This window comes from Cellulosimicrobium sp. TH-20 (assembly GCF_002105775.1).
Lineage (GTDB): Bacteria > Actinomycetota > Actinomycetes > Actinomycetales > Cellulomonadaceae > Cellulosimicrobium > Cellulosimicrobium funkei.
In genome coordinates this window covers 2,144,728-2,156,920 of the sequence record NZ_CP020857.1, presented here as the reverse complement: position 1 = coordinate 2,156,920, position 12,193 = coordinate 2,144,728, and the positions used below count along the sequence as shown (strand labels likewise).

The 12,193-nt window shown below is 75.8% G+C and carries 9 protein-coding genes; 2 read left to right on the top strand and 7 right to left on the bottom strand.

All coding sequences use genetic code 11. From position 1 onward, the window contains the following. Positions 1-63 precede the first annotated feature (63 nt). The 3 genes from B8281_RS09515 to B8281_RS09505 form a co-directional block, all read right to left on the bottom strand. On the bottom strand, positions 64-2,541 hold the full coding sequence (locus B8281_RS09515; protein ID WP_043656207.1) for a glycoside hydrolase family 65 protein: 2,478 nt from the start codon (positions 2,539-2,541) through the stop codon (positions 64-66). Beyond that, positions 2,538-3,326 (bottom strand): HAD family phosphatase, encoded by a 789-nt coding sequence (locus B8281_RS09510; protein ID WP_085387584.1) that lies wholly within the window; start codon positions 3,324-3,326, stop codon positions 2,538-2,540. Before B8281_RS09510 ends, B8281_RS09515 begins: the two co-directional genes overlap by 4 nt. Before the next feature lie 168 nt (positions 3,327-3,494). Beyond that, the gene (locus tag B8281_RS09505) at positions 3,495-4,547 is read right to left on the bottom strand and encodes a hypothetical protein (RefSeq protein ID WP_085387583.1); all 1,053 of its coding nucleotides are present in this window, start codon (positions 4,545-4,547) and stop codon (positions 3,495-3,497) included. Positions 4,548-4,705: 158 nt separating this feature from the next. Between B8281_RS09505 and B8281_RS09500 the strand changes: the two genes are divergently transcribed. After that, entirely contained in the window at positions 4,706-5,134 is a 429-nt protein-coding gene (locus B8281_RS09500) for an ester cyclase (RefSeq protein ID WP_085387582.1), read from the top strand. Here B8281_RS09500 and mnmA read toward each other — a convergent pair. Continuing rightward, on the bottom strand, positions 5,107-6,294 hold the full coding sequence (mnmA, locus tag B8281_RS09495; RefSeq protein WP_085387581.1) for a tRNA 2-thiouridine(34) synthase MnmA: 1,188 nt from the start codon (positions 6,292-6,294) through the stop codon (positions 5,107-5,109). The two genes, B8281_RS09500 and mnmA, sit on opposite strands and share 28 nt — an antisense overlap. Next, complete coding sequence (locus tag B8281_RS09490) at positions 6,291-7,523, bottom strand: cysteine desulfurase family protein (protein WP_085388703.1); 1,233 nt, start codon at positions 7,521-7,523, stop codon at positions 6,291-6,293. The genes mnmA and B8281_RS09490 overlap by 4 nt, the downstream gene beginning before the upstream one ends. A 290-nt stretch (positions 7,524-7,813) precedes the next feature. On the opposite strand from B8281_RS09490, the gene B8281_RS09485 reads away from it, so the two are divergent. Continuing rightward, positions 7,814-8,860, top strand: coding sequence for an aminoglycoside phosphotransferase family protein (locus B8281_RS09485; protein ID WP_085387580.1), 1,047 nt, complete (start codon positions 7,814-7,816; stop codon positions 8,858-8,860). 60 nt (positions 8,861-8,920) lie between these two features. Here the strand turns inward: B8281_RS09485 and B8281_RS09480 are convergent, their stop codons facing one another. Both B8281_RS09480 and B8281_RS09475 read right to left on the bottom strand, forming a co-directional pair. After that, entirely contained in the window at positions 8,921-11,053 is a 2,133-nt protein-coding gene (locus tag B8281_RS09480; RefSeq protein WP_085387579.1) for a PhoX family phosphatase, read from the bottom strand. Between the two features lie 126 nt (positions 11,054-11,179). After that, positions 11,180-12,187, bottom strand: coding sequence for an electron transfer flavoprotein subunit alpha/FixB family protein (locus tag B8281_RS09475; RefSeq protein ID WP_085387578.1), 1,008 nt, complete (start codon positions 12,185-12,187; stop codon positions 11,180-11,182). Positions 12,188-12,193 lie beyond the last annotated feature (6 nt).

The window sequence follows — 12,193 nt, the reverse complement described above, 5'->3', positions numbered from 1 at the left end:
TCCTGGCGCGTCCGCGAGACCGGACGCGCCAGGACCACCTGGTCGGCGAGGTGCGGGCGGGCCTCAGGAGTGCGGCACCGTCGCGGTGATGAGGGTGCCGTCCTCGCGGCGGTTGCCGGAGAGGGCGCGCAGGCTCGGGCGGCCCGGCCTGACCGGGCCCTGGCCGTCGAGCGCGACGCGCGCGACCTCGCCCGGGACGACCTTCACCTGCTCGCCCCGCACGACGACCTGCGCGCCGTCGCCGGTCTCGGCGTCGAGCTCGATCGCGTCGGGCAGCACGGTGACGCGCAGCCGCGAGCCGCGCCACTGCACGCGGAACGTGAGCGACTCCCACTCCTGGGGCAGGCGCGGGTCGAACGTGAGGTCGCCCTCCGAGTCGCGCATGCCGCCGAACCCGTACGCGAGCGCGGACCACGTGCCGCCCGCGGACGCGACGTGCACGCCGTCGGACGCGTTGGCGTGCAGGTTCGCGAGGTCGACGAAGATCGACGACACGAAGTACTCGAGCGCGAGCTCGTGGTACCCCACCTCGGCCGCGACGATGGACTGCACGACGCCCGAGAGCGTCGAGTCGCCCGTGGTCAACGGGTCGTAGTACTCGAAGTCGGCGAGCTTCTCCTCGGCGCTGAAGTGCTGCCCCTGGAGGAACAGCGCGAGCACGACGTCGGCCTGCTTGAGCACCTGGTAGCGGTAGATGACGAGCGGGTGGTAGTGCAGCAGGAGGGGCCGCTTGTCCTCGGGCGTGTGCGCGAGGTCCCAGATCTCGCGCTCGAGGAAGTGCGAGTCCTGCGGGTGGATGCCGATGCTCTCGGCGTACGGGATCGACATGTGGTCGGCCGCGCGGACCCACTCCGCGGCCTCGTACGCGCCGAGCGAGAGCCGGTCCACGAGACGCGCGTAGTCCTCGGGGTGGTCGGCCTTCATGCGCTCGACGACGTACGCCGCGGCGCGCAGGTTGAAGCGTGCCATGACGTTCGTGAAGAGGTTGTCGTTGACGACGGTCGTGTACTCGTCCGGCCCGGTGACGCCGTGGATGTGGAAGTTGTCGTCGCCGTTGGCACGCCAGAAGCCGAGGTCCTCCCACATGCGCGCCGTCTCGACGAGGATGTCCGCGGCCTCGCGGCGCAGGAAGTCCTCGTCGCCGGTCGCGCGCACGTACTGCACGAGCGCGTAGCTCACGTCGGCGTCGATGTGGTACTGCGCCGTCCCGGCCGCGTAGTAGGCGGACGCCTCCTCGCCGTTGATCGTGCGCCAGGGGAAGAGCGCGCCCTTCTGCGACAGCTCCGCGGCGCGGCGCCGGGCGGCGTCGAGCATCTGGTAGCGGAAGCGCAGCGCGTTGCGCGCGTACCGCGGGCTCGTGTACGTGAGGAACGGCAGGACGTAGATCTCGGTGTCCCAGAAGTAGTGCCCGCTGTACCCGGAGCCGGTGAGGCCCTTCGCGGGGACGCCGTTGCCCTCGGCACGGGCCGTGGCCTGCGCGAGCTGGAACAGGTTCCAGCGCACGGCCTGCTGGACGCCCGGCTGGCCGGGGATCTCGACGTCGGAGCGGGCCCAGAAGTCGTCGAGCCACTCGCGCTGGAGCGCGAGCTGGGCCTCGACGCCGGTCTCGCGCGCCCGGTCGAGCGTGCGCCGGCAGCGGTCGACGAGCTCGCGCGACGGCACGCCGCGCGACGTGTGGTACGCGACGAGCTTGGTGAGCCGGATCGGCCGCCCGGGCTCGGCGTGCACGCGGAACACGTGCTTCGCGAGGTCGTCCTCGGCGAGCGTGCGCACGTCCCACTCGTTCTCGGTCTCGAGCAGGTCGTCGGCCGCGACGGCGAGCGTCATGCCGGAGTTGGTGCAGCGGTAGGACAGCACGAGGCGCTCGTCGTCGCCGAACTGCGTCTGCGGCTGCAGCACGCGCCCGGTGAACTGGTTCGTCTTGCGCGGGTCGAAGCCCTCCCCCAGCGACGCGGACCGCACGTGGTACTCGTCCTGGCCGTCCTGGCGGTTGAGGATCTGGGACGAGATCGCGACGGGCGCGGCCGCGTCGAGGAGCGTGACCTCGAACGTCATGACCGCGAGGTGGCGCTCGACGAACGACACCATGCGCTGCGAGCGGATCTGCACGCGCTTGCCCGACGGCGTGCGCCACAGCAGCTCGCGCCGCAGGACGCCGTCCTGGAGGTCGAGCGAGCGCTCGTAGTCGATGAGGTCCGCGACGGGCAGCAGGAGGGGCTCGTCGTCCACGTAGAGGCGGATGACCTTGGCGTCCGGGACGTTGACGATCGTCTGCCCGACGCGCGCGAAGCCGTACGCCTCCTCCGCGTGCCGGATGGGCCACGTCTCGTGGAAGCCGTTGACGAACGTGCCGTGCGAGTGGGACTCGCGCCCCTCCTCGACGTTGCCGCGCATGCCGAGGTAGCCGTTCGCGACGGCGAACAACGTCTCGGTGACGCCCAGGTCCTCCGCGGAGAACTGCGACTCGACGAGCCGCCACGGGTCGGCCGGGAAACGCAGGCGGTCGACGGTGCCGCGCTCGTCGGCGGTCCGGCGGATCACGCGCCCGCCTCCTCGTCGGCGGGGCCGGTGACGGCGGGACGGGCGGCGTCGGCGGTCGCCGCGCGCGGACGGTCGAGGACCGTCGCGTCGAGCTCGCCGAGGTCGGCCACGACGACGTCGGCCCCGTGCGCGAGCAGCGCGTCCGCGCCCACCCCGCGGTCGACGCCGAGCACGAGCCCGAACCCGCCGGCCGCACCGGCCTGCACGCCCGACAGCGCGTCCTCTACGACGACGGCCTCCGCGGCGGGGACGTCCAGCAGCTGCGCCGCGTACAGGTACGTGTCCGGTGCGGGCTTGCCGGCGACGTGCTCGCGCGCCGCGACGTTCCCGTCCACGACGACCGCGAACCGGTGCGTGAGCCCGGCCGCCGCGAGGACGGCGGGCGTGTTGCGCGACGACGACACGACGGCGACCGCCGCGCCCGCCGCGGTCACGGCGTCGAGGAACCGGACCGAGCTCGGGTACGGCGCGATGCCCTCCTCGGCGAACATGCGGTTGACGATCTCGTCCTTGCGGTTGCCGAGCGCGCACACGGTGGACTCCCCCGGCGCGTCCGTGACCTCGCCGCGCGGCAGCGTGACGCCCCGCGACGCGAGGAACGTCGCGACGCCGTCGTACCGGGGCTTCCCGTCGATCGACGCGAAGTAGTCCGCGGCGGTGTACGGGGCGAGGCCGTGCGCGGCGCAGTAGGGCGCGAACAGCCGTTCCCAGGCGCGCATGTGGAGCTCGGCGGTCGGCGTGAGGACGCCGTCGAGGTCGAACAGCACGGCTCGCAGGACGGGCATGGAGATCCTTCGCGGTGGGGGGACGAGGGTCTGCGCCCGGCCGTTCCCGCGCCGTCCGGAGGCCGCGGGACGGCCGTCCGCACGTCGCCGTCGTGACCGTCGCGCGAGGTCAAGCGTACGCACCCGGAGCCGTGCGCGGAAAGCGCTCAGGGCGTGTCCGGGCGACGCTCAGGCGTGGGCGCGCTCGGCCAGGACGTCGGCGACGCGGCCGAGGTTCGCGAGCAGCGCGCGGTGCTCGTCGGGCGTGCCGGCGACCCCGCGACCGGGCCCGCCGCCGACGCCGGACCGCGGCGCACCGAGGAGCGTCACGTCGTCGAGCGCGGGCAGCCCGAGCCCGATGCGGCGCCACGGCACGCTGACGAGGTCGGCGAGCTCGCCCAGCGCCGGCCCGGCGCACTGCGAGACCTTCGCGGGCGGCAGCGCGGCCCAGAGGCGTACGCCCCGCTCGACCGCGCGCGCGACCGTCTCCCAGGACCGCTCGTCCCAGGCGCCGAGCGTCAGGCCGACCGCGTCGGCGCCCGCGAGGACGACAGGCGCGACGCCCACCCAGGCGGGGCCCACGTGGACGACCGTCGACGCGGACGCGGCGCGCGCGGCGTCGAGCACCGGGCGCAGCCCGTCCACGAGGTCCGGGCCGGGGACGGCGCGCAGGCGCGAGTAGCCCGAGAACGTGGGCAGCACGCCCGCGCCCACCTGCGCGAGCAGCGGCTCGTCCACCTGCACGACGACGTCCGCCCCCGGGACCTGACGGCGCACCTGCGCGACGTGCTCGGTCACGCCCGCGGCGAGCGCCTCGACGACCTCGCGCACCGCGCCGCGGTCGGACAACACGCGGTCGCCGCGCGCGAGGTACACCTCGGCGGCGAGCGTCCACGGCCCGGTGACCGTGACGGCGAGCGGCCCCGCGTACCCGGCGCCCGCGATGGTGAGCGCCTCCACGTCCTCGCGCAGGTACGCCTCCGCGCGGCGCAGGTCCGCGCCGCCGTGGTCCGCGAGCTTCCAGCCGTGGGGGCCGAGCTCGACGGGCAGCCCGGGCAGCAGCGCCGCCGTCCGCCCCGTCGCGTCGGCGCCGGGCCCGCGGCCCGGGAGCTGGACGAGGAACGGCACTCCCCGCACGCCCGTCGGCACGGCGGCGAGGTCGCCGAGCACCGTGAGCTGCGCCTCGAGGACGTCCGCGCCCTCTCCGCCGGGCCACGGCCCGAGCCCGCTCACCGCGGTCATGCCGCACCCCCGGGGGCCGCCTCGCGCGGGAGACCGCGCACCTCGTCACGAACCACGTGCCGTCCACCTCTCTCCAGGAGCACACCGGAACACCGAGCCGTGCCGCGACCCCGCCGGGGTCCGGGGGCCGCACGGCCGTCCCGCGGAAGGACCCCGCCATGGGCACGCACGAGAACAAGGCCGCCGCCGTCGCCGTGCACACGCACGCGATCCCGGGCAACCACGCCGACGCCGTCGCGGCGCTGCTCGCGCCGGGCTTCCGCAACCACGACGCGGCACCGGGCGGCGACGGCGGCGACGAGGGCCTCGTCGCGACCATGCACTGGTACGCGGACGCGTTCGAGGACCAGCACGTCGAGGTGCTGCACGCGGTCGCGGAGGGCGACCTCGTGGCGCTGCACGTCGAGCTCAGCGCGCGGCACACCGGCTACTTCCGCGGCGTCGCGCCGACGGGCCGCCGGTTCCGCGTCCGCGAGATGCACGTGCTCCGCTTCGCCGAGGGACGCGCGGCCGAGCACTGGTGCGTGCGCGACGAGTCGGCGCTCGTGCGGGCGCTCGCTCACCCGGCGGCCGTCGGCGTCGGCTGAGCCTCCGGCTCGCGCGGGGCGCCGGAGCCTCGCCCGGCCCGGTACGCCCGGTCGACCGTGCCCTGCCCCAGCACGCGCGTGCCGGCGTAGACGACGAGCGACTGACCGGCCGCGACGCCCCGGAGCGGCGTGCCCGTGAGCTCGACCTCGATCGACCCGTCGGGGACGGCGCGCACGCGCGCGGGGACGGGCGCACCGTGCGCACGCACCTGCACCTCGACGTCGGCCGCCTCGCCCACGGGCGGGCGCGCGTCGTCGAACCAGACGGCGGACCCCGCCTCGATCCGGTCGACGCTCAGCAGCTCGGCCGGGCCGACGACCACCCGGTTGCTCGCGGGCTGGACGTCGAGCACGTAGCGCGGGCGGCCGTCGGGCGCGGGGCGGTCGATCCCGAGCCCCTTGCGCTGCCCGACCGTGTACGCGTAGGCGCCCTCGTGCTCGCCGAGCACCGTGCCCTCCGCGTCGACGATCTCGCCCGGCCGCGCGCCGAGGCGCGCGCGCAGGAAGCCCTGGGTGTCGCCGTCGGCGACGAAGCAGATGTCGTAGGAGTCGGGCTTCGCGGAGACCGACAGGCCGCGCCGCGCGGCCTCGGCGCGGACCTCGTCCTTGGACGCGAAGCCGCCGAGCGGGAAGACCGCCCGCGCGAGCCGCTCGGGACCCATGACCGCGAGGACGTACGACTGGTCCTTCGCCGCGTTCGGGGAGCGGTGCAGCTCGCGCACCGTGCGCACCCCGTCCGGCGCGGACGCGTCGGGGACCTCGCGCGTCTCGACGCGCGCGTAGTGGCCCGTCGCGACGGCGTCGAACCCGAGCGCCGTCGCCTTGTCGAGCAGCGCCTCGAACTTGATGTGCTCGTTGCAGCGCACGCACGGGTTGGGCGTGCGCCCGGCCTCGTACTCCGCGAGGAAGTCGGCGACCACCGTGTCCTCGAACCGCTCGGAGAGGTCCCACACGTAGTACGGGATGCCGAGCACGTCGGCCGCGCGGCGCGCGTCCCCCGCGTCCTCGATCGAGCAGCACCCGCGCGAGCCGGTGCGGAACTGGTCGCGGTCGCGCGAGAGCGCCATGTGCACGCCGACCACCTCGTGCCCGGCCTCGACCGCGAGCGCCGCGGCGACGGCCGAGTCGACGCCGCCCGACATGGCGGCCAGGACCCTCACGCGGCGCCTCCCGTGCGGCTCGTGACGCGCGTGCGCGCCGGGCTCGACGCGAGGCCCGCGGCCCGGGCGCGCTCGACGGCTCGGGGCAGGGCGTCGAGGAGGCGCGCGACGTCGTCGCGCGTCGACGTCACGCCGAGCGAGAAGCGGAGGGCACCCCGCGCGTCCGCCTCGGGGACGCCCATGGCGAGCAGGACGTGCGACGGCTGCGGCACGCCGGCCTGGCACGCCGAGCCGGTCGAGGCCTGCACGCCCGCGGAGTCGAGCAGGTAGAGCAGGGAGTCGCCCTCGGCCCCGGGGAAGGTGAAGTGCGCGTTGCCGGGAAGCCGGACGACGTCGTCGTGCGCGCCGGGCTCGGGCCCGCTGAGGTCGGCGTCCGGGACGCGCTCGCGCACGCCCGCGACGAGCTCGTCGCGCAGCGCGGCGAGGTGCGCGGCCCGCTCGGCCCGGTGCGCGACCGCCTCGGTGACCGCGACGCCGAACGCGCGGATCGCGGGGGCGTCGAGCGTCCCCGAGCGCACGCCGCGCTCCTGGCCGCCGCCGTGCAGCACGGGCGTGAGCGGGGCGTCGCGCCGGGCGACGAGCGCGCCGACGCCGACCGGGCCGCCGAGCTTGTGCCCGGAGACGGTCATCGCGTCGAGGCCGCTCGCGGCGAAGTCGACCGGCACCTGCCCGACGGCCTGCACGGCGTCGGAGTGCACCGGGATGCCGTGCGGCCGCGCGAGCTGCACGACCTCCGGCACGGGCTGCAGCGTCCCCACCTCGTTGTTGGCCCACATGACGGAGATCAGGGCGATCTCGTCCGCGTGCTCGGCGATCTCGGCGCGCAGGGCGGCGAGGTCCACGCGCCCCTCGGCGTCCACGGGCAGCAGGACGATCTCGGCGCCCGCGTGCTCCGCCATCCAGAACGCGGGGTCGAGCACCGCGTGGTGCTCGACGGCGGACACGACGATGCGCCGCCGGCGCGGGTCGGTGGTGCGCCGGCCCCAGAACAGGCCCTTGACCGCGAGGTTGTCGGCCTCCGTGCCGCCCGCCGTGAAGACGACCTCGCTCGGTCGCGCGCCGAGCGCGGCGGCGACCGACTCGCGCGCCTCCTCGACCGTGCGCCGCGCGGCGCGCCCCGCGGCGTGCAGCGACGACGGGTTGCCCGTGCGGGTCAGCTCGTCGACGAACGCGTCGCGCGCCGCCGGGGACAGCGGCGTCGTGGCGGCGTGGTCGAGGTACGCCGTCACGGGGACGGGGGTCGGCCCGCCGTGCGCGCCGGGGCGGGCGCCGGTCGCGGGGCCGGGAGCAAGGGTCACGGTCACCCAGTCTACGAACCGCAGGGCCGCGCTCGTGGTCCGAGGGGTGGGCGGCGCTGGACATCCCGGCGGAAAGCGCTAGGTTGTGGGACATCTACGCCCGGCCGTCGCCGGGCGCTCGCCCGGTCGCAGGACCGCCGTCGCGCGCCACACGTCGCCGCGGGACGGGAACGTGCCGCGGGCGGGACCGTCCAGCCACCGACAGGGGAAGTGGCCTCTCGATGCCCGACGACGTCGCGCCGCCCGCCGTCGAGGCCGCCGGGGACGTCCCGGTCGCCTCGGGCGGCCGGCGCCTGCTCTGGGCCGACCTGCCGCTCGCGCTGCGCGACGAGCTGGAGGCGGTCGCCGGGGGCAGGGTCGTGCACGAGCGGTCGGTCCCGGCGGGGTTCAGCCCGGGGCTCGCGTCCGTCCTCACGCTCGACGACGGCAGCCGCCTCTTCGTCAAGGCCGCACGGACCGCCGACGAGCCCGTGGCCGCCGACCTGCACCGCGCCGAGGCGAAGGTCGCGACGCGGCTGCCCCGCGCGGTCCCGGCGCCGCGCTTCGCCTGGGGCCACGGCGACGGCGACTGGGTCGCGCTCGCGTACGAGGCGGTCGACGGGCGCTCGCCCGGCACGCCGTGGGACCCGCACGAGCTCGACCGCGTGCTCGCGGCGCTCGTCCGCGTCGCGTCCGTGCCCGGCGCCCGGGCGATGCGCCTGCCGCCGACCGGCCCCGACTTCGCCGACATGGCGACCGGCTGGCGGGCCCTGCGCGCGCACCCCGACCCCGGCCTGGCCACGCTCGTGCCCTGGGCCGCGGCGCACCTCGACGCGCTCGCGGAGGCCGAGCGCGGGGCGCTCGTCGCGTGCGAGGGCGAGTCCTTCGTGCACGGCGACCTGCGCGCCGACAACGTGCTGCTGACCCCGGAGAAGGTGTACCTCGTCGACTGGCCGTACGCGTCGCGCGGCGCCGCGTGGCTCGACCTCGCGATGCTCCTGCCGAGCGTCGTCATGCAGGGCGTCCGGGAGGTGTGCGAGCCCGTCACCGTGAGCGCCGACCCGGCGCGACGCGCGCGGGGGGGCGCCTGGGCGGCTGCGACGTTCGCCGCGCACCCGCTCGGCCAGGACGTGCACCCCACGGACCTGCGCGCCGTCGTCGCGGGGATCGCCGGGTACTTCCTGCACTCCGCGCGGCAGCCCGCGATCCCGACCATCCCTCGCCTGCGACCGTTCCAGCGTGCCCAGGGCGTCGCGGCCGTCGCGTGGCTGGAGCAGCTCGGGCTCTGAGCGCGTGACGGCCCCGGCGCCGTCGTGGCGCCGGGGCCGTCGTGGCGTGGGGCCCGGGCGTCAGTCCTGCCAGACCTGCACGACCGCGGGCCGCGGCCCGGCGAAGGCTCCCGGCGGCACCGGGGCGCCCGGCGTGAGGTAGTCCGGGAAGTGCGACACCTGCGCGTCGAACGTCCCGTCCTCGCCGGGGTGCTGCACCGCGACGTAGACCATGCGGTCCGCCGAGTCCACGACGGGCCCGCACGTCTCGGCGCCGCGCGGCACCGAGAGGAACTGCTCGACCCGCCCGCGCTCGCGGCCGTCGAGCGTGACCTTGAACAGGCCGTCGCACTTCTGGATCGTGCTCGGCTGGCCGTCGGTCGAGATCCACAGGTTGCCCTCGGCGTCGAACGCGAGGTTGTCCGGGCACGAGATCGGGGAGACCTTCTCCTTCGGGTAGCCCGAGAAGTAGGTGGAGGTGTTCGTCGCGGGGTCGCCCGCGACGAGCAGCAGGTTCCAGCGGAAGGTCAGCGACGCGGCGTCGTCGCGGTCCTCGACGATCTCCACGACGTGCCCGTCGCGGTTGGTGTTGCGCGGGTTCGGCTCGGTCGCGGCCTCGGCCGCCGCCGGCCCGCGCGCGGTGTTGTTGGTGCACGCGACGTAGACGCGACCCGTGACCGGGTTGGGCTCGACGTCCTCGGGGCGGTCCATCTTCGTCGCCCCGACCTTGTCGGCCGCGACGCGCGTGTAGACGAGCACCTCCTCGACGCTCATGCCCTCGACCTCGCTGCGCCCGTCGACGACGAGCGGGACCCACTCGCCCCGGCCGTCGAACGCGCCGTCGGACGGCACCGCGCCCGAGCCGTCGATCTCGGACGCCGGCGAGTCGCCGCGGAACCGCGCGACGTACAGCGAGCCCTCGGTGAGCAGCGTCTTGTTGTGGCGGCGCGCGCCCTCGCTGTTCCCCGGGCGCATCGTGCGCGACGAGACGAACTTGTACACGTAGTCGAAGCGCTCGTCGTCGCCCATGTACGCGACCGCGTTCCCCCGGCGCGAGAGGATCACGTTGGCGCCCTCGTGCTTGAACCGGCCGAGCGCGGTGTGCTTCACCGGCGGCTCGTCGGGCGCGTACGGGTCGATCTCGACGATCCAGCCGAACCGGTTCGGCTCGTTCTCGTACCCGGGGTTGCGGGCGTCGAACCGCGGGTCGTCGAGCTCCCACCCGTACCCGGTCGCGGCGTCGCGCAGGCCGTAGCGCGCGTCGTGACCCGTGCCCGACGTGCGGAAGTAGCCGTTGTAGTTCTCCTCGCCCGAGAGCACGGTGCCCCACGGGGTCGTGCCGCCCGCGCAGTTGTTGAGCGTGCCGAGCACGCGCGTGCCCGACGGGTCGGCGACCGTCCTGACGAGGTCCGACCCCGCGACGGGCCCGGTGAAGCGGAACTCGGTCGTCAGGTGCACGCGGCGGTTGTACCGGCTGTCGGCCACGTAGTCCCATGGCGTCCCGGTCCGACGACGGCGCACCTCGACGACGGACATGCCGTGCGCCGCGCGCTCGATCGCGCGGCGGGTCGGGGCGTCGTACGAGGCGTCGAACATGATCGCCGGGTTCGTGTACTCGTGGTTCGCGACGAGCAGCCCGCGCGTCCCCCGGCCCGGCCCCTTGCCCGCGCCACGGCCGCCGGCGAGGGCGTGCTGGCGCTCGAACGGCAGGATGTCGAGGTAGTCGTTGTTGTAGCCGAACTGCCGCGCCTGCTGCTCCGGGGTCTGGCGCGAGACGTCGAACGGCGCACCGCCGCGCAGGATCGGGTCGCCCCAGCGGATCACCGGGCGCCACCGGTAACCCTCGGGGACGACGAGCGCGTCGCGCGTCGCGGGCTGGGGCGAGATCGCGCCGAACGCGAGGCCCTTCTGCGGGCGGCCCCCGCCGTGGCCGCCGTGCGCCACGACGCCCTGGGCGGCGGCGGACGGCGCGGCGACGGTCTGCGCGCCGAGCACGACGGCCGCGGCTCCCACCGCGAGCCCGCCGAGCAGCGCGCGGCGCGACAGCGCGCCCGCGACCACGTCGCGGAACGTCTCGTTCGCGCTCTCGTTGGGGACCGGGTGCGAGCACGCGTCCGCGCACTTCAGCCGGCAGGTGACGGGGCTGCGCTTGCCGCGCGCGTGCGGCGCGACGGAGAGCAGGGGGCGATGCTCAGGGGCAGGCGTGATCGTCATCGGTCGTCTCCACGGGTCGGGGGGCCTCCCCGTCACCGGGGAGTCGGCCCGACGCTAGGAACGATCGATGACCGGCCGGCCACCGCCCGGAGGACACCGGGTGAACTCTCGGCGCCGGCCGGGTGCTCAGCCCTGCGACGCCCGGTGCTCGCGCAGCACCTCGGCCGCCTGCGGCAGCACGTCCGCGAGGTCGCCGACGACCGCGAAGTCCGAGATCTCGAACAGCGGGCACTCCGGGTCGTTGTTCACCGCGACGATCACCTGCGAGGCCTGCATGCCGCCGCGGTGGTGCGGAGCGCCCGAGATGCCCGCGCCGATGTACAGGCGCGGCGCCACGGTGACGCCCGTCTGCCCGACGAACTGGTCGTGCCAGCCCTCGTAGACGGCGTCGCGCGTCGCGCCCACGGCGGCGCCGAGCGCGTCGGCGAGCTCGACCACCGGGCCGAAGTCGCCGTTCGTGCCGCGGCCCCCGGCCACGACGATCGCGGCCTCCCCGAGCGCGGGGCGCCCCGCGCCCGCGGACGCGTCTACCGTGCGGGACACGACGCGCGCCGCGGTCGCCGCCGGGGTCAGCTCGACGCGCAGCGCCTCGACCTCGGTCGCGACGGCGGCGTCCGCCGGCTGCGGCACGACCGAGTTCGCGCGGAGCGTCAGCACCGCCGGGTCGGTGAGGATCTCGCTGCGCACGTCCCACGAGCCCGCGAAGACGCGCTTGTCGGCCACGAGGTGGGTGCCGTCGTCGTGCAGCGCGGAGGCGTCGACGACGAGGCCGGCGCCCGTGAGGAACGCGAGGCGCGCCGCGGCCTCCTTGTTCGGGAACGACGACGTCAGCAGGACGGCGTCGGCGTGCGACGCGCGCGCGGCGGCTGCGAGGACCTCGGCGACGACGGGCGTCAGGTGCAGCGCGTCGCCGGTGACGACCTCCCCGCCCGACGACGGCTCGGCCTGGCGCACGAGCGCGACGCCGTGCGCGCCGAGCTGGGCGAGGACGCCGACGCTCGGCGCCTCGAGCGCGACGGCCTCCACGCGCCCGAGCGCGCGGCCGAGGGTGATCAGCTCCAGCACGGGCGTCCGCAGCTCGGTGGCCGCGGAGTCGAGGAGGACGAGGACGGTACGGGCCCCGGGGGTGCTCATGTGCGG